Below are 16,826 nucleotides of genomic sequence, written 5' to 3'. Positions count from 1 at the left end.
AGCCCATGGACGCGCGGCGGCGGCCCGGTGGTAGCGTGGCGGCGGCCCGGTGGTAGCGTGGCGGCTATGCAAGTCGAAGTTCCCGCGGTTCCGGGCGCCCTGGCCGCGGGTCTCACCCGGTTCCTCAAGGTGTTTGCCCCGCGCCACCCGGCCCAGGTGATCGTGCTGGGCTTCGCCGCCGCCGTCGCCGTCGGGACCGGGCTGCTGTTGCTCCCGGTGGCCAGGGCGGGCGGGGGCGGGGCCAGCCTGCTGGAGGCGCTGTTCACCGCTACCTCGGCCGTCTGCGTCACCGGCCTCATCACCGTGGACACACCCGTGTTCTGGAGCGGATTCGGCAAGGTGGTCATTCTGGCCCTCATCCAGATCGGCGGCTTCGGCGTGATGTCCTTCGGCACGCTGCTCGGGGTCCTCACCGCCCGCCGGCTGGGGCTGAAGTCCCGGATATCCGCCGCCACCGAGACCAAAAGCAGCGGTTTCGGTGACGTGCGCCGCGTGCTGGTCGGCGTTCTGCTCATCAGCGTGGTCGTGGAAGCAGCGCTGGCCTTGATCCTCACGGTCCGCTTTATGGCCGGCTACGGCTATGGGCTGGGCGAAGCGGTCTGGCATGGCGTGTTCCACTCCATCTCATCCTTTAACAATGCAGGCTTCGCCCTGTATTCGGACAACCTGATGGGGTTCGTGGGGGATCCCTGGATCTGCCTGCCGATCGCCGCCGCCGTGATAATCGGCGGACTCGGATTCCCGGTCCTCTTCGAACTGGGCCGGCAGTACCGGCGTCCGATCCACTGGAGCATGAACACGAAGCTCGTCCTCGTCGGCTCGGGCGTCCTCCTGGCCGGCGGGACTGTTTTCCTCACCGCCGTCGAGTGGGCCAACCCGGCAACCCTGGGCGGCCTCCATCCGGCCGAGCGCGTGCTGGCCGGCTTCTTCCAGTCCGTCATTACCCGCACCGCGGGCTTCAACAGCATCGACATTGCCCAGATGAACCCCGTGTCCTGGCTGGGCATGGACATCCTGATGTTCATCGGCGGCGGCCCGGCCGGTACAGCCGGCGGCCTGAAAATCACCACGTTCGCCGTGTTGTTTTTCATCCTCAGCACCGAACTGCAGGGCGGAACGGCCGTGAATATTTTCGGCAAGCGACTGTCCCGCGCGGTGCACCGCCAGGCCATTACTGTCGTGCTGCTGGCGATCGCCCTGGTCGTTGGCTCCACGATGTTCCTGATGCTGATCACCGACTTCGGGCAGGAACGGATCCTGTTCGAGGTCGTCTCGGCCTTCGCCACCGTCGGGCTGTCCACAGGCATCACCGCCGGCATGCCGCCCGCCGGTCAGGTCGTGCTCATTTTTCTCATGTTCGTCGGGAGGCTGGGTCCGGTCACGCTGGGCGCGGCCCTGGCCCTGCGCGAACGACCCCTGCTCTACGAGTACCCCAAGGAAAGGCCCCTCATTGGCTAGGAACATCTTCTCGTCCCATTCCGCTGCCGTCAGTGACAAGGCGTCCTCGGTGGTGGTCATCGGACTCGGCCGCTTCGGCGGCTCGCTGGCCCTGGAACTGGAGGCGCAGGGCACGGAGGTGCTCGGCATCGACGCCAGCGCAGACATTGTCCAGTCTTACAACGGGCGCCTCACCCACGTGGTCAGGGCCGACTCCACCAAGGAAGAGGCGCTGCGCCAGCTCTCGGTCCATGAGTTTGACCGTGCCGTGGTCGGGATCGGCTCGGACATCGAAGCCAGCATCTTGACCACATCCCGGATTCTGAAATTCCAGCGCCCCCAGATCTGGGCGAAGGCCATCAGCGAGCCGCACGCCGAGATTCTGGGCCAGCTCGGCGTCGAGCACGTCATCCGGCCGGAGCACGACATGGGCAGGCGTGTAGCGCACCTGGTTCTGGGCTCGATTCTCGACTACGTGGAGTTCGAGGACGACTTCGTCATGATCCGCACCAGCCCGCCCTCCCTCGTCCGCGACCGGCCGCTGGGAGTGCTCGGACTCCGGGACAAATTCGGCGTCACCATCGTTGCCGTCAAACGTCCCGGCGGCACCTGGGGCCACACGACGGCGCAAACGGTGCTCTACGACGACGACCAGATCATCGTCCAGGGCAGCAAAGCCAGGGCCGAACGGTTCAGCACCATGCAGTGACCGACTAGACTGGGTGACAGGTGCGCCGGGAAGTCTGGTCGGCATAGTTCTGTCGACCCAACTTTTAGGACTCCCCGCATGAGCCCCACGCCTCCCCCCACCCGGCCGCGTATGACGATCTTCGGCCGTGGCAGCTACGCCGAATCCCTCCGGATCGGAGAGATCCTCCGCAAGGAGACCGTCGGCGGCGCCCTCCTGGTGGCCGCAGCCGTGATCGCACTGATCTGGGCCAACTCACCCGCTTCCGAGAGCTACTTCGCCCTGCGGGACCTCAAATTCGGCTACGAACCGTGGCACCTGGAACTCAGCCTCGGCGCCTGGGCGGCCGACGGGCTGCTGGCGATCTTCTTCTTCCTGGTCGGACTCGAACTCAACCGTGAGTTCATCGCCGGTGACCTGCGGCAGCTGGACAAATCGGTCGTCCCGGTCGCAGCGGCCGCCGGCGGCGTCATTATCCCGGCGCTGATCTATATAGTCGTCAACATCGCCAGCCCGGAGACCCTGCGCGGCTGGGCCATCCCCACCGCCACCGACATCGCCTTCGCTGTCGCCGTGCTGGCCATCATCGGCTCGCACCTGCCCAGCGCCCTGCGGATCTTCCTGCTGACCCTGGCCGTTGTGGACGACCTGATCGCCATCACCATCATCGCCGTCTTCTACACCAGTGACCTCGAAGTGACGCCGCTGCTGCTGGCCCTGATTCCCCTGGCCCTCTACGCCTTCCTGGCGCATAAGTACCGGCGTTTCTTCGGGATGAAGGCCCCGGCCGCGTGGTTGATTCTGCTGCCCATCGGTGCTGTTGCCTGGGCCCTCGTCCATGCCTCGGGGATCCACGCCACCGTCGCAGGTGTGCTGCTCGGCTTCGCCGTTCCAGTCCTGCGCTCCCAGGCCAGCGGCGGTCCGGACGCCGGTCCGGGTCTGGCGGAGATCTTCGAGCACCGGTTCCGCCCGATCTCGGCCGGCGTCGCCGTCCCGATCTTCGCGTTCTTCTCCGCAGGCGTGGCCGTGGGCGGCTGGGACGGACTGGTTTCGGCGCTCACCGACCCCGTGGCCGTCGGCATCATCATGGCGCTGGTCCTCGGCAAGCCAATCGGCATCATGGGCACCACCTGGCTGCTCACCAAGGTCACCAAGGCCCGGCTGGACACCAGTTTCAAATGGATTGACGTCTTCGGAGTGTCCCTGCTGGCCGGCATCGGCTTTACCGTTTCGCTCCTGGTGGCCGAGCTGAGCTTCGGCCAGGGCAGCCTCCACGACGACCACGCCAAGGTGGGCATTCTGGCGGCGTCCGTGCTGGCCGCCCTGCTGGCCATGCTGGTGCTGCGGACCAGGAACCGGCAGTACCGGGAGGTCCAGGAGGCGGAGACTGTCGACGCGGACATGGACGGGATTCCCGACGTCTACCAGGAGGACGGCCCCGCCAAGTAGCACTCCGGGTAGCCCCGCCAGGCTCCGCCGGGAAGCGCGGCGCGCGATGCCGGTCCCCGGCATGGACGAAGGCTTGCGTTCATACCCCGGGGGGTTTCATCATGGAGAGTGCGCGGCCGGCCGCCCGGCGGCCGTCCTTTCCATGACCAGCCAGGAGTGAATCGTGGACGTCATTGTCATTGAGACCACCCAACTCGGGGACCGCAGCTACCTCGTCCATGACGGCTCCGTGGCGCTGGTCATCGACCCGCAGCGGGACACGGACCGCGTCGACGCGGCTGCCCACGCCGCCGGTGTAACCATCACGCATGTCGCCGAGACGCACATCCACAACGATTACCTCACCGGCGGCCTCCAGCTGGCTCGGGCGCACGGCGCGAGCTATCTCGTCAACGCCGCCGACCCGGTCACCTTCGAACGCCAGCCGATCACGGACGGGCAGACCGTCCGGGTCGGTGCGCTGACGGTCAAGGCCGTCTCCACCCCCGGCCACACCCACACCCACCTGTCCTTCATCGTGGACGACGGCGGGCAGCAGGCCGTTTTCTCCGGCGGAAGCCTGCTCTACGGTTCGGTCGGCCGCACGGACCTTGTCGGCGCCGGGGACACCCTCGGGCTGACGCATGACCAGTACAGCTCGGTGCACCGGCTCGTCGAATCGGCCGCGCCCGAGGCCGCCCTGTTTCCGACCCACGGGTTCGGTTCCTTCTGTTCCTCCGGCCCGGCCAGCGGCGCCGGCTCCTCCACGATCGGCGAACAGCTCACCAGCAACCACGCCCTGACGGACCCGGACGAGGGCCATTTCGTCCAGGAACTCATGGCCAACCTCACGGCCTATCCCTCCTACTACGCCCACATGGGGGTCACGAACACCGTCGGGCCCGGACCGGCGGACCTGGCCGTGCCGGAGTCCCTCGACGCCGCCGAGCTGATGCGCCGGCTGGAGGGCGGGGGGTGGGTCGTGGACCTGCGCCGCCGCGTGGCGTTCGCCAGCAACCACCTGCTGGGCAGCGTCAGCTTCGAATACGGCACCAGCTTCGGCACCTACCTGGGCTGGATCCTGCCATGGGGGGAGCAGTTGACCCTCGTGGGATCCTGCGACGACGTCGAAATGGCGATCCGCGATCTTTCCCGGATCGGCATCGACTCCCCGGATGCGGCCCTCGGAACGGACCCGCACACCCTGGCGCCCCGCGCCGCCCTCGCCTCCTATCCCCGCGTGGGCTGGGACGGTGTGCTCGCCGGCAAGGCTCCCGGGGACACCGTCGTCGACGTGCGGAGGGCCGACGAATTCGCCGTCTCGCGGGTGGCCGGAGCGGTGAACGTCCCGCTGCATGAACTGCTGCGGCGGCTCGATTCCGTGCCCGCCGGGAAACTCTGGGTGCACTGCGCCACCGGCTACCGGGCAGGCACCGCGGCGAGCCTGCTGCAGCGCGCCGGCCGGGACGTGGTCCACATCGACGCGAAATTCGACGACGCCGGCCCCGCCGGGATCGCGGTGGACACCGCCCCGGTCTCCACAGCCGCCACGGCCTGAACGAAACACCCGCGCACCGAAACACTGGGGCGCCGGCCCGCGTTCTCTGGCAGAGTATGAGCATGCTCACAGTTATTGGCGAGGGCCTGGTCGATGTCGTCCAGCGTTCCTCCGGTATCCAGGCCCATGTCGGCGGCAGCCCCCTCAACGTCGCCGTGGGGCTGGCCCGGCTGGACCATCCGGTGCAGTTCATCGGCCGCTACGGCCGCGACGCCTACGGCGCATCGGTGGCCGCCCACCTGAAATCCAGTTCGGTGCTGCTCCCGCTGGCCCCGGACGAGCTCCCCACCTCCATTGCCACCGCCCTGATTGACGACGGCGGCGCCGCCAGCTACACGTTCGAGCTCGCCTGGGAACTGCCCGGGCTCGCGGACCGGCTGCCGTTCATGCTGCAGGCCACGACGCTCCTGCACACCGGCTCGATCGCCACCATGCTGGCTCCCGGCGCCGCGGAGGTGCTCACCGCCGTCGAGCATGCCCATCCCTCGGCGACCATCAGCTTCGACCCCAACTGCCGGCCCAGCATCATCACCGACGTGGACTACGCACGCCGGCAGGCGGAAAAGTTCGTCACCCTGTCGGACGTGGTCAAGGCCTCGGACGAGGACCTCGAATGGCTCTACCCCGGCGAGGACCCGCTGGACTCCGCCCGGCGCTGGCTGAAACTCGGTGGCTCGGAGGGCCCGGCGATGGTGGTGGTCACCCGCGGCGCCCGAGGACCCTGGGGCGTGAACGCCGCCGGCGAGGCGCACTTCCCGGCCCCGTCCGTGAAGGTCGCGGACACCGTCGGTGCGGGGGACTCCTTCATGGCAGCCCTGCTTTCGGGCGTGGTGGACCTGGGCCTGGCGGGGGCGCAGAACCGCAAGGACCTCCGGGAGCTCTCGTCCGAAAGCCTCCGAGACCTCCTCGCCCACGCCGCGTGGGCCGCCGCCGTCACAGTGTCCCGGGCCGGCGCCAACCCGCCCACCCGGGCGGAACTGACCCGGATGGAGCTGCGCGGCCAGGCTCCCCGCACTACCGACACCGCGCGCACCGACCCTGAAAGTGCAGAACTCCCCAGCAACTGAAAGGCAGCCATGGCGCACCACGATGCCCCGTCCTTCCGCGTCAGCAGTGAGTCATTCCAGGACGGCCAAACCCTGCCGCCGGCCCAGCGCGGAGCCTCAACCGGGGCCGGCGCCAAGGACGAGTCCCCGCAGCTCAGCTGGAGCGGCGCCCCCGCCGGGACCCGGGGATATGCCGTCACCGTGTTCGACCCCGACGCCCCCGGCCACGGCGGTTTCTGGCACTGGGCCGTGCTCGACCTCCCCGCTGACACCACGTCCCTGCCGGCCGGGACAGGATCGCGCCAGGGCGGACACCTGCCGCCCGGCGCCTTCCAGCTCAAGAACGACGGCGGCAGCACCGGCTACATGGGCGCGGCACCGCCCCGGGGCCACGGCCCGCACAGGTACGTCGTGACGGTTCAAGCCCTCGACGTCGCGCACTCTGGGCTCGACACCGGCGCCCGCCCCGCGAAACTGGAAGCCAAGCTCGCCCCGCACACCCTGGCCCGGGCGAGCCTGACCGGGATCTACGAACGCCACTAGGTCCGGCCCACAGCCGCCGGAAACCGCCCCGGGACCGCCAACGTAGACTGGCAGTATGCGGCTGGTAGCGAGTGACATTGACGGAACGATCCTCGGCCACGACGGCAAAATCAGCGACCGGACCGTCCGTGCGCTCCACGCCTGCCGGGACGCGGGCATCGAGTTGGTCTTCGTCACGGGCCGCCCGCCACGCTGGCTTCACCCGCTGCAGGACCAGTTGGGGCACACGGGAACCGTCATCTGCTCCAACGGCGCCGTGGTGTGGGACCTCGAAGCGGACCGGCTCGTTTCCGCCCGGGCCTTGCAGCTTGACGCAGTTTTCGAGGCGCGCCGGATCATTCAACGGCTGCGCCCCTCCGCGGTGTTCGCCGCCGAGACCCTGACCGGCTTCCACCTGGAACCGGGGTTCCTCAACACCGGCAGCAGCCTGCTGCTGGCCGAGCTCACCCCCGCGCCGCTGCACAGCACCCTTACGAGCGAAGACTCCGTGGTGAAGTTCATGGCCATCGTCCGGGAGGGCACTGCCGATGAGTTCCTGGCCGAGGTGACCCCCGCCGTCGCCCACCTCGCCGCCGCGACGCATTCGGCGCCGAACATGGCGCTCCTGGAACTGTCCCTGCCCGGAGTCAACAAGGCCGTCACGCTTGCCGAATACGCTGCGGCCCTGGGCATCGACTCGGGTGACGTTGTCGCGTTCGGAGACATGCCCAACGACATCGAGATGCTGCGCTGGGCCGGCGACGGCTATGCGATGGCCAGCGGCCACCCGGAGGCCATCCTTGCCGCCGGGCAGCAGGCCCCGCACTTCGACGACGACGGCGTCGCCCAGATCCTCGAGGCCAAGCTCGCCGCCCTGGGCGTCAGGCTTCCCTGATCCGGCGCCTCTGACCGGCACCGTATTCCCAGCTGGCGGTCAACTGGTGTTCACCTTGGCGTCCTAGGCTGGAATCTCACGACGGATCAGCAGACTGACGGTGGGAAATCATGGCCAGGTACCGCACAAAGAACATGGACGACACGCCCCCGCGCCCGGCGGCGCCGGACGCGCACTGGACGAGCCTGCAGCAGGGTGACCGCGTCAGTGTCCGGCTGGCGCCCGGCTACGAAACGGGAGGTCGGGTGGACGCCGTGACAGCGGACCGCACTGCCGTCTGGGTGGACCTCGACGGCGGCCGTGGCCGCACGCTCCTGCACTGCAGCGACGGCGTGGAGATCCTCCGGCCCGCCAGCTGATCCATCCCAACGGCTCCGCACGGCTCCGATAGGCTTCAGGAGTGAACACGCCCCACCCCTTCTTTGCCGCCGGTGACGGTCCGGGACGTCCCGTGGCCATGGCGCACCGGGGCTTCTCCCGGGACGGTCTGGAGAATTCCATGGCGGCGTTCCGCGCCGCCGTCGAACTGGGCTTCCGGCACCTGGAGACGGACGTGCACACTACGGCCGACGGCGTCCTGCTGCTGTTCCACGACGAAACCCTGGACCGGATCACGGACGGCCGCGGCCGGATCTCGGAACTCCCGGCCGAGACCGTGGCGCGGGCGAGGATCGGCGGCGCGGAGCCCATCCCGCTCTTTGAGGAACTCGCCACGGCCTTCCCGGACGTCCGGTTCAATCTCGACGTCAAGGACTGGAATTCCGTGGACACCCTGGCCGCGGCGATCGAACGGTTCGGCCTTCACGACCGCGTCCTGATCGCCAGCTTCTCGGACCGCCGGCGCCGGGCCGTGCTGAAGCAGCTGAGCCGTCCCGCCGCGAGCTCGGCCGGCATCGTCTCCAGCGCCCTCTTCGTCCTGCTCGGACCGGTGCTCCCGGCACCCCTGCTGCGCCTCACGGCCGGACGTGCGCTCGGCGGTGTCGACGCCCTGCAGGTTCCGGTGCGCTACGGAGCCGTGACAGTGGTGACACCCGGCTTCGTCCGGCGCGCCCACCGGCACGGTCTGCAGGTGCATGTCTGGACCGTCAACGACCCCGCGGAAATGCACCGGCTGCTGGACCTCGGGGTGGACGGGATCGTCACCGACCGCGCGGACCTGCTCAAGGAAGTCCTGCAGGAACGCGGCGGCTGGAGCGGCTGACGCCCGGACGTGCAGCTTTGCGGGCGATCACCGGACCCGGCGCCGGGACTGGCAGGATGGACCCATGCGCATTCTGATCGCCCCGGACAAATTCAAGGGCTCCCTTACCGCCGCCGAAGCCGCCGCCGCCATCGCCGAAGGGGCCCTGCGCGTCTATCCCGACGCCGAGGCCATCCAGTTTCCCGTGGCCGACGGCGGCGAAGGAACCCTCGAGGCGGCCGTCGCCGCCGGATACGAGGAGCGGTTGAACGCTGTTGTGGGCCCGATCCTGGCGCCGGTGGGTGCCGCCTGGGCCATCCGGAAGGACGCCTTCGGCGGGGCCTCCGCCGTGATTGAAACCGCGCAGGCCTCCGGGCTCGCGCACATGGAACCCACCCCGGCCAACGCCCTGCGCGCGCACAGCTACGGCTGCGGCCAGCTGATTGCCGCCGCCCTTGACGCCGGGGCGACGGAAATCGTGCTGGGCCTGGGCGGTTCGGCCATGAGCGACGGCGGCAGCGGCGCCCTGCGCGCGCTGGGCCTCAAACCGCTCGACGCCGCGGGCAATGTGGTGCCGCTGGGCGGCGGCTCGCTCGCCGAGGTGGCCCGGCTCGATGCCAGCGGCCTCGACCCGCGGCTGGGCTCGGTGACGATCCGGATCGCCGTCGATGTGCAGAACCCGCTCGTTGGCGGCGACGGCGCAGCCCACGTGTTCGGCCCGCAGAAGGGCGCCGACGAGGACGCCGTGGAACTGCTCGACGCCGGACTCCGCAACTGGGCGTCGGTGCTGCGCCAATTCACCGGCCGGGACGTCAACGTCCCTGGCGCCGGGGCGGCCGGGGGGTTCCCGGCGTCGTTCCTGGCCTTCAGCAACGCGGCGCTGGAAGGCGGCTTCGAGCTGGTCGCCGGACTCACAGGACTCGCCGAGAAACTCGCGGAGGCGGATCTCGTGATCACCGGTGAGGGCTCGCTGGATTCGCAGTCGCTGGCCGGCAAGGCGCCGATCGCGCTCGCCGACGCCGCCCACAGCCGCGGCATTCCCGTGATTATGGTCGCGGGACGGATCCTGGTCACCCCGGAGGACCTCGCCAAGCACGGTGTGGTGGCTGCGGCGCAGCTGCTGGACATGGCCGGGAGCCCGGACGACGCCATAGCCAACGCCGCAAAGTACCTCGCCCGGGCCACCAGCCAGGTGCTCGAGGGCGCCTGAGCGCCCAGGCACCCGTCCCTCAGGTGCCTTTCGCTCAGGCGCCTGTCTCGTAGTGCGGCTCCGCGACGGGCTTTGATTCGGGGGAGCCCCGCTCGCGCAGGTACACCGAGGCGCCGACGAGGACAGCGACGGCCAGGAATTCACTTTGCCAGTTCTGGAACGACTCAAACCAGAAGCGGCTCGTGGCCAGGTAGGCCAGCACGGTCACCGGCGGCTGTCCGTGGCTCTGCTGCTCGGAACTGTATTCCTCGCTGCCGCCGAGGGCGTGGAGGGCGAAGGAAGCCAGAAACAGCAGCAGGAACATGATCGACAGGGAGTGTTCATAGAGCTTAAGGACCCAGCCTCCGCGCCGCACCGGCCACGGAGTGGAGGCCTTCAGGGGCGCATCCCGGGGGTCCCCGTCCTGCGGGGCAGCCCGGCCCACTGGTTTGGACTCCGAGGATCCTTTCTGAAAAAGGAAAACCGTCAGGATGACGTACATACCCATCTGCAGGAACTCGGACTCCCAGTTCTCAAAAGTCGCCTCAACGAACGCCCCGGTGCCGAGATACTCAAGCACCGTCACACCCGGCCCGCCGTGGACCAGCTGGTCCTCGCTGTACTCGGCGGCTCCGCTGATGACCATGCCGCCAAAAAACAGCACGAACAGGATGATGTTCGCCAGCAGCAGGCCGTGGTTTTTCACCCACCCGCCCGCGGTCCGTTCCGGCTGGGTGCTGCTCTGGCGGCTTGCGGCGCTGGTCATCTCAGTTCTCCTGCTCGGCCTGCCGGCGGAGTCTGCTCGGCACGTACACCAGCAGGATCAGCAGCACCGACAGCAGTACCGCACCGGCAGCCACCCCCGCCGCCCGGCCCGCTGTGACACTGAAAACCAGCGCCGTGGTGCCGACGCTGAGGAGTCCGATGCCGGCCAGGGCAACCTTCGCGATCCTGTCCGCACTGGACACCAGGGCCGCCCGGAGATGCAGTCGAAACAGGCGGCGGTGGACGCTCACGGGCAGCAGGATCAGTGCCGTGGTGAGCGCCGCCACGGTCACGTTGGCCAAGTAGAGGGTGGTCTGGAAATCATCCAGCGTCTCGAACCGGGACTGGAAGGGCAGGGTCAGCAGGAATCCGGCCAGGATCTGCACGCCGGTCTGCAGCACGCGCAGCTCCTGCAGCAGTTCCATCCAGTTCCGGTCCAGCTTTTCGACGGCGGACTCGTTCCTGCTGTCCTGCAGGGAACGTTTCGGCGCGGAATCAGCCGTGCGGGGCTCTTGCGGAGCGGACGCAGACTCTGGATAGGACACTGGGACCTCCGGTGAGTGAGGATCAGGCTGCGGGCGCAGTTAACACTCAACCTAGGCTTGAGCTTTGCGTAATTCAAGCGGTTTACTAAGGGTGCTGATGAATTTCCGGGTAGGGTGGGATTTGTTTAGTTCGTGGGTCGGTTTCACACGTCCGGGCCAACGCCCGCGGCGCGGGGAGCAGCCCCTGGAAATCCGACATATTGGGTAGGTGGACTATGAGTGATTCAAGCAAACAGCAGGACCAGCCGCGCGACCCCCGGGGCGGCTACTACTCCGGGTCCTTCCCGGAGCAGGTGCAGGAACAGCCCGGCCTCACCGCGCCCATGGACCCCCAGCCGGACCACGGCGAGGAGAGTTACCAGGGCAGCGGCGCCCTAGAGAGCAAGGCGGCGCTGATCACCGGCGGGGACTCCGGGATCGGCAAAGCCGTGGCGATCGCGTTCGCCCGCGAGGGAGCCGACGTCGCCATCTCCTACCTGCCGGAAGAGGAAGGGGACGCCCAGGACACCGCCGCGTGGATCCGCAAAACAGGCCGCAGGGCGCTGCTGATCGCCGGCGACGGACGCCGGGAGGATTTCGCCACGCGAATCGTGGACGACACACTCGCCGAGTTCGGCCGCCTGGACGTCGTCGTGCTGAATGCCGCGTACCAGAAGAACCGCGACAGCTTCGAATCCCTCCCCACCGAGGAGTTCGAACGGGTCTTCCAGACCAACCTTTACTCGCTGATCTGGACCGCGCGGGCGGCGGTGCCGCATCTCAAGACGGGCGCGTCGATCATCACGACGGCGTCGATCCAGGCGTTCAAGCCCTCGCCCGAGCTCATCGACTACGCCATGACCAAGGCCGCCCAGGTCGCCTTCACCAAGGCGCTGGCCCAGGAGCTCGGCCCGAAGGGGATCCGCGTCAACGCCGTGGCGCCCGGCCCCATCTGGACGCCGCTGATCCCCGCGACCGAATGGCCCGAGAAGCTGCCGTCCTTCGGGCAGGACACCCCGCTGCAGCGGGCGGGACAGCCGGCGGAACTCGCGCCGGCCTACGTGCTGCTGGCCTCCGACCACGGCTCCTACATTTCCGGCGCCGTCCTGCCCGTCACGGGCGGCAAAGGCCTCTGAGCCGCCGTCGCGCATTTACGGCACACCCAAGAAACCACGCAGTTCACCCCAGCACGGAAGGAACAGCATGACCCACGAGAAACAGCAGGAGCCGATCGAAGAAGCCGGCGGGTACGGAACCCCCACCGCTGAGCAGGAAGTGCCCGGCGGGGACACGAAGAAGTTCGCCCAGCCCCGCGAGGAAGAAGCTTTCGACGCCGCAGGGCTCAGCCAGGACAGCCCGGACGGGGAAACCTACCCGGCCGGCGCCCCTGACCTGAGCCAGTTCGGCGCCGAAGACCAAGACAGTGCAGGAGAACCCGGAGCAGGACGCTTCGGAGGAACGGAGGAACAAATGAGTTCGGAAAACGCCACCACCACCCCCGGCTACGACTCGGATGCCTCGGAGAATTCCGAGGCAGAGGTGCCGTCCTCGGAGGCCGAGATGGACGCAACCAACACCGAAGAGCCCGACGCCGGCCGGCCGTTCTCCTCGGAGCCCGGCCAGGACGCGGCCGGCCTGCCGGACGGATCGGGAACCGACCTGCCGGATGACAAGTCCCCCAAGGACCGCGGCGACGACGAGGAAGCCTTCGACGCCGGCTAAAAGCCCGCCACCTAAGCAGCGAAGGCCGGGTCCCGTTCACCCACGTGGTGTCCGGGACCCGGCCTTCGCTGCACCGGGGGCGCGCCGCGGCGCCTCTGCAGCGATCAGGCGGTTAGCAGTAGGCAGGCCGTTAGCGGCGTTTTTTCGGCGGGCGTTTCGCGGCAGCCGTGGCTGCGGCCACGATTCCTTCCGTTTCCGGCTCGGCAACCGTGCCGCGGACCTTCGCGATCGCCTTCATGCCGTGGTAGATCACCAGGGCCGCCGCGGAGCCGAGGGCGATGCCGGTGAACACCAGGTCGCCGATGGTCCAGGTGTAGTCGGCGATGCCGACAATGAGTGCGACGGCGGCGGTGGTCAGGTTGATCGGGTTGGAGAAATTAACCTTGTTCTGCACCCAGATCTTGACGCCGAGGACACCGATCATGCCGTAAAGCATCGTCGCGGCGCCGCCCAGCACGCCGGCCGGGACGGTGGCGATGAGTTCGCCGAATTTCGGTGAGAAGCTCAGCACCACGGCGAAAACACCTGCCACCCAGTAGGCCGCCGTCGAATAGACCTTGGTCGCGGCCATCACGCCGATGTTTTCCGCGTAGGTGGTGGTACCGGAGCCGCCGCCCATGCCGGCCAGCACGGTGGCGGCGCCGTCGGCCATCAGCGCGCGCCCGGAGACGCCGTCGAGGTTCTGGCCGGTCATGGCGGACACCGACTTCACGTGGCCGATGTTCTCCGCCACGAGCACCAGCACCACCGGCACGAACAGGCCAACGACGCCGAGGTGGAATTCGGGGGTCTGGAAGAACGGCAGCCCCACCCAGGCGGCGGCGTCCATCTTGGAGAAGTCCACTTCGCCGCGGATCATCGCCGCAATGTAGCCGACCACGACGCCGACCAGGATGCTCAGCCGGCCCAGGATGCCGCGGAAGAAGACGCTGACCACGATGATCGTGGCCAGGGTGATGAGGGCCGTGATCGGGGCCGCGTCGAAGTTGTTCTTCGCTGCGGGCGCGAGGTTGAGGCCGATCAGCCCCACGATGGCGCCCGTGACGATCGGGGGCATCAGGCGGTTGATCCAGCCGGCACCGAATTTCTGCACCACCGCGCCGATGATCGCCAGCCCGACGCCAGCCAGCACCACGCCGCCGAGCGCGCCGGCGACGCCGTACTGCTGCTGCGAGGCCATGATCGGTGCGATGAACGCGAAGCTGGACCCGAGGTAGCTCGGCACCTGGCCCTTGGTGATGACCAGGAACAGCAGCGTGCCGATGCCGGAGAAGAAGAGAGTGGTGGCTGGCGGCATGCCCGTGATGATCGGGACCAGGAAGGTGGCGCCGAACATGGCTACAACGTGCTGCATCCCGACGCCAATGGTCAGCGGCCAGGCGAGGCGCTCATCCGGCTTCACAACCTCGCCCGGGCGGATGGCCTTGCCGTTGCCGTGGAGCTTCCATTTAGTACCGAGCATGCTCATTGCCGGGGCCTTTCAGAGAATGTGTGGCGGGGCGGGAAGGAATCTTCCGGAGCAACTTTACCGCGCCGGTGTTTCCGGCATGCGTCGCCGCCGGCGCCGCTGTGCCGGACATCACGGGGCGAGACGGGAAGCAGGACGCATCAGTTGAAGTTGCAACCATAGACAGGAACCAGTGGCCGCCGCCCCCGGCGGGCACGCCCAGCGAAAGGGACGCTCATGACCGTCGCCCATGACGAAGCAGTAATCGACGCCGCCGCAGTGGACGCCATCTTTGCCGGGGCCCGCACCCCCAACACCTTCACCGGCGAGGTCACCGACGAGCAGGCCCGGGCGATCTACGAGCTCACCAAGTTCGGTCCCACCGCGTTCAACTCGCAGCCGCTGCGCGTGACCTACGTCCGGTCCGCGGAGGCCCGAGCCGCCCTGGTCGAGACTCTCGCCAACGGCAACCGCGCCAAGACCGCGTCCGCGCCCCTCGTCGCCGTCCTCAGCTACGACACGTCCTGGCAGGACCAGTGGGACAACTTCCTGCCCGGCTACAACGCACCGAAGGCCATGTACGACGCCGCCCCGGACCTCGCCGCGGCCACCGGCAACAACAACGCCCACCTGCAGGCCGGCTACTTCATCCTCGCCGTCCGGTCCCTTGGCCTCTCCGCCGGACCCATGACAGGCGCGGACTTCACCGCGATTGACGCGGCGTTCTTCCCCGGCGGCGGCCAGAAGAGCTTCCTCGTGGTCAACATCGGCCAGCCCGCGGCCGACGCCTGGGGCGCGGCGAAGCCGAAGTTCGCTTATGAGGACGTCGTCCGCACCGTCTGATCAGTCTGATCAGTCTGATCCGCTGGGGTGCTAGGCGGACGTGGAGGTGCCTGCGGCGCTGGGCTGGCGCGGAGGTGCCTCCGGCACCATGGGGGACAGGCCGGAGGCACTCGGGACGCATTTGTGCGGTTGAGCGCAAGGCCGCATCCGGGGCCGCTTCCCAGTTTAGTCCGCTTAGAGGCCGATTACACAGGGCCGTCGGGCCCTTTCGAGGGGTCCGGCCCCCGCCGGCGTCGCGTACGCGACCGCGGTCACACTTCCAAGCCGCGGGGTGCAATACTAAGGTCACTGCGTCACGGATTCGACGCAAAGCGGGCTACTGCGAGCGGACCGGGGGGCCACTACATGATGCTTGACATTGCAACCTTGCGTGTCGCCCTGGCGGTGGTCGATCTGACACTGCTGCTGCTGTTCTACTTCATCACCTTCCGCCGGACGCGTTCAACCTACACCGGCTGGTGGTGCCTGGCCTTGCTGCTGTTTCTTTCCGGCAACGCCGCCTACCTGATGGACGGCACGCCACACCAGGTCTGGACCAACCCCCTCGGGAACGTGTTGCTCGTGGCGGGCGCGGCCAGCATCTGGGCGGGCGCGCGTTCGCTGCGGACTACGGTGCCGAAAATCTGGTATCTTGCCGCCGGGCCCGCCATCACCGCCGTGGCGTCGGTGCTGGACCAGCCGGCCACCAATGTGTGGTCAGGGGGCCCGGCCTATCTGGGATTCATGGGTCTGCTGATCGGCCTCGGCTGCCGGGAACTGTTCCTGCTGGACCGGCACTTTTCGCGCGTGCACCTCACCCTGGCCGTGGGATCCGGCCTCCTCGCCACGTTCTATCTGGGCCGTTTCGCCACATTCGTGCTCGAGGGCCGCGACGGGGCGGTGTTCCTGACCGTCTTTGGATCCGTTCCGATGACAATCTGTTCGGCCGTGATCATGGTGGTGGCGTCCTTCACCATGGCGGAACTGAGCTACGAGCAACAGACCCAGGACCTCCGCTCCCGCGCCACAGTGGACGGGCTCACCGGGCTGCTGAACCGCACCGCTTTCCTGGACCTCGCCGAGAACGAACTGCGCCGCCTCAACCGGGCCAGGACCACGGCGTCGCTGATCCTGGCGGACCTGGACCATTTCAAGGGCATCAACGACGAGTACGGCCATTCGGCCGGCGACGCCGCGCTGCAGGCGTTCGCGGACGCCTGCACAACCACTGTCCGTTCCTCCGACCTTGTGGGCCGCTACGGCGGCGAGGAATTCATCATCCTCCTGCCGGGCGTGACGCCCGAAAGGGCCGGGGAAATCGCCTCGGACATCAGCGCCCGGATGCAGGCCTCGACGTCGCTAGTGATCCCGCGCCTGCCTACCGCCAGCTATGGCATCGCCTCAACCGCACCAGGCCGGGTGGACCTTGACGCCATGATCGGCTCCGCGGACGCCGCCCTCTACCGCGCCAAGACCCTGGGCCGGGACCGCTCCGTCCTCGCCGGCGGTCTTGAGGAAGACTCGGCCTGACCGGGCGGAGGTCCCGGCCGGCGGCCCGAACAGGTCCGCCCGCGGGCTGAACGAGTCCGCCCGCGGGCGGGTG

17 protein-coding genes are annotated in these 16,826 nt (G+C 68.4%); 14 read left to right on the top strand and 3 right to left on the bottom strand.

Annotated features, from left to right (window positions below; all coding sequences use genetic code 11):
• The first annotated feature begins 66 nt into the window (after positions 1-66).
• The 10 genes from QK291_RS02125 (at position 67) to QK291_RS02080 (ending at position 9,964) form a co-directional block, all read left to right on the top strand.
• The gene (locus QK291_RS02125) at positions 67-1,458 is read left to right on the top strand and encodes a potassium transporter TrkG (RefSeq protein WP_282378649.1); all 1,392 of its coding nucleotides are present in this window, start codon (positions 67-69) and stop codon (positions 1,456-1,458) included.
• A complete protein-coding gene (locus tag QK291_RS02120; protein ID WP_282378647.1) occupies positions 1,451-2,146 on the top strand; it encodes a TrkA family potassium uptake protein in 696 nt (231 codons plus the stop codon). The genes QK291_RS02125 and QK291_RS02120 overlap by 8 nt, the downstream gene beginning before the upstream one ends.
• 78 nt (positions 2,147-2,224) lie before the next feature.
• The gene (nhaA, locus tag QK291_RS02115) at positions 2,225-3,574 is read left to right on the top strand and encodes a Na+/H+ antiporter NhaA (protein WP_282378645.1); all 1,350 of its coding nucleotides are present in this window, start codon (positions 2,225-2,227) and stop codon (positions 3,572-3,574) included.
• Positions 3,575-3,737: 163 nt separating this feature from the next.
• Positions 3,738-5,111, top strand: a complete 1,374-nt coding sequence (locus QK291_RS02110; RefSeq protein ID WP_282378642.1) for an MBL fold metallo-hydrolase — start codon at positions 3,738-3,740, stop codon at positions 5,109-5,111.
• A 62-nt stretch (positions 5,112-5,173) separates the two neighbouring features.
• Positions 5,174-6,178, top strand: a complete 1,005-nt coding sequence (locus tag QK291_RS02105; protein ID WP_282378641.1) for a carbohydrate kinase — start codon at positions 5,174-5,176, stop codon at positions 6,176-6,178.
• 9 nt (positions 6,179-6,187) lie between these two features.
• Positions 6,188-6,700 carry a YbhB/YbcL family Raf kinase inhibitor-like protein gene (locus QK291_RS02100; protein WP_282378640.1) on the top strand — a complete coding sequence of 171 codons (513 nt, stop codon included), beginning with the start codon at positions 6,188-6,190 and terminating at the stop codon, positions 6,698-6,700.
• A 55-nt stretch (positions 6,701-6,755) separates the two neighbouring features.
• Positions 6,756-7,574, top strand: coding sequence for an HAD family hydrolase (locus QK291_RS02095; RefSeq protein WP_282378639.1), 819 nt, complete (start codon positions 6,756-6,758; stop codon positions 7,572-7,574).
• A gap of 110 nt (positions 7,575-7,684) precedes the next feature.
• Complete coding sequence (locus QK291_RS02090) at positions 7,685-7,933, top strand: hypothetical protein (RefSeq protein WP_282378638.1); 249 nt, start codon at positions 7,685-7,687, stop codon at positions 7,931-7,933.
• Positions 7,934-8,031: 98 nt separating this feature from the next.
• Entirely contained in the window at positions 8,032-8,775 is a 744-nt protein-coding gene (locus QK291_RS02085; protein WP_282378952.1) for a glycerophosphodiester phosphodiesterase, read from the top strand.
• Between the two features lie 64 nt (positions 8,776-8,839).
• On the top strand, positions 8,840-9,964 hold the full coding sequence (locus QK291_RS02080; RefSeq protein WP_282378636.1) for a glycerate kinase: 1,125 nt from the start codon (positions 8,840-8,842) through the stop codon (positions 9,962-9,964).
• 34 nt (positions 9,965-9,998) lie between these two features.
• Here the strand turns inward: QK291_RS02080 and QK291_RS02075 are convergent, their stop codons facing one another.
• On the bottom strand, positions 9,999-10,709 hold the full coding sequence (locus tag QK291_RS02075) for a DUF6766 family protein (RefSeq protein WP_282378633.1): 711 nt from the start codon (positions 10,707-10,709) through the stop codon (positions 9,999-10,001).
• Between the two features lies 1 nt (position 10,710).
• A complete protein-coding gene (locus QK291_RS02070; protein WP_282378949.1) occupies positions 10,711-11,184 on the bottom strand; it encodes a DUF6328 family protein in 474 nt (157 codons plus the stop codon).
• A gap of 284 nt (positions 11,185-11,468) precedes the next feature.
• Between QK291_RS02070 and QK291_RS02065 the strand changes: the two genes are divergently transcribed.
• Positions 11,469-12,368, top strand: coding sequence for an SDR family oxidoreductase (locus QK291_RS02065; RefSeq protein WP_282378631.1), 900 nt, complete (start codon positions 11,469-11,471; stop codon positions 12,366-12,368).
• Positions 12,369-12,435: 67 nt separating this feature from the next.
• Positions 12,436-12,954, top strand: a complete 519-nt coding sequence (locus QK291_RS02060; protein ID WP_282378629.1) for a hypothetical protein — start codon at positions 12,436-12,438, stop codon at positions 12,952-12,954.
• A gap of 130 nt (positions 12,955-13,084) precedes the next feature.
• Here the strand turns inward: QK291_RS02060 and QK291_RS02055 are convergent, their stop codons facing one another.
• Positions 13,085-14,422: a solute carrier family 23 protein gene (locus tag QK291_RS02055; RefSeq protein WP_282378626.1), complete on the bottom strand. Its 1,338-nt coding sequence runs from the start codon at positions 14,420-14,422 to the stop codon at positions 13,085-13,087.
• Positions 14,423-14,638: 216 nt separating this feature from the next.
• Between QK291_RS02055 and QK291_RS02050 the strand changes: the two genes are divergently transcribed.
• Positions 14,639-15,244 (top strand): malonic semialdehyde reductase, encoded by a 606-nt coding sequence (locus QK291_RS02050; protein ID WP_282378624.1) that lies wholly within the window; start codon positions 14,639-14,641, stop codon positions 15,242-15,244.
• Positions 15,245-15,589: 345 nt separating this feature from the next.
• Positions 15,590-16,753, top strand: a complete 1,164-nt coding sequence (locus QK291_RS02045; protein ID WP_282378622.1) for a GGDEF domain-containing protein — start codon at positions 15,590-15,592, stop codon at positions 16,751-16,753.
• Positions 16,754-16,826: the final 73 nt, after the last annotated feature.

Source organism: Arthrobacter sp. AL12 (assembly GCF_029960645.1).
Lineage (GTDB): Bacteria > Actinomycetota > Actinomycetes > Actinomycetales > Micrococcaceae > Arthrobacter.
Note: the sequence above shows the minus strand (reverse complement) of the source record. Positions and strands in the feature narration are given on the sequence as shown.

Coding starts and splice junctions, on each gene's coding strand:
- QK291_RS02075 (WP_282378633.1), bottom strand. CDS start 10,709: ATGACCAGCGCCGCAAGCCGCCAGAGCAGCACCCAGCCGGAACGGACC.
- QK291_RS02125 (WP_282378649.1), top strand. CDS start 67: ATGCAAGTCGAAGTTCCCGCGGTTCCGGGCGCCCTGGCCGCGGGTCTC.
- QK291_RS02085 (WP_282378952.1), top strand. CDS start 8,032: ATGGCGCACCGGGGCTTCTCCCGGGACGGTCTGGAGAATTCCATGGCG.
- QK291_RS02100 (WP_282378640.1), top strand. CDS start 6,188: ATGGCGCACCACGATGCCCCGTCCTTCCGCGTCAGCAGTGAGTCATTC.
- QK291_RS02050 (WP_282378624.1), top strand. CDS start 14,639: ATGACCGTCGCCCATGACGAAGCAGTAATCGACGCCGCCGCAGTGGAC.
- QK291_RS02065 (WP_282378631.1), top strand. CDS start 11,469: ATGAGTGATTCAAGCAAACAGCAGGACCAGCCGCGCGACCCCCGGGGC.
- QK291_RS02105 (WP_282378641.1), top strand. CDS start 5,174: ATGCTCACAGTTATTGGCGAGGGCCTGGTCGATGTCGTCCAGCGTTCC.
- QK291_RS02095 (WP_282378639.1), top strand. CDS start 6,756: ATGCGGCTGGTAGCGAGTGACATTGACGGAACGATCCTCGGCCACGAC.
- nhaA (WP_282378645.1), top strand. CDS start 2,225: ATGAGCCCCACGCCTCCCCCCACCCGGCCGCGTATGACGATCTTCGGC.
- QK291_RS02055 (WP_282378626.1), bottom strand. CDS start 14,422: ATGAGCATGCTCGGTACTAAATGGAAGCTCCACGGCAACGGCAAGGCC.
- QK291_RS02080 (WP_282378636.1), top strand. CDS start 8,840: ATGCGCATTCTGATCGCCCCGGACAAATTCAAGGGCTCCCTTACCGCC.
- QK291_RS02090 (WP_282378638.1), top strand. CDS start 7,685: ATGGCCAGGTACCGCACAAAGAACATGGACGACACGCCCCCGCGCCCG.
- QK291_RS02045 (WP_282378622.1), top strand. CDS start 15,590: ATGATGCTTGACATTGCAACCTTGCGTGTCGCCCTGGCGGTGGTCGAT.
- QK291_RS02060 (WP_282378629.1), top strand. CDS start 12,436: ATGACCCACGAGAAACAGCAGGAGCCGATCGAAGAAGCCGGCGGGTAC.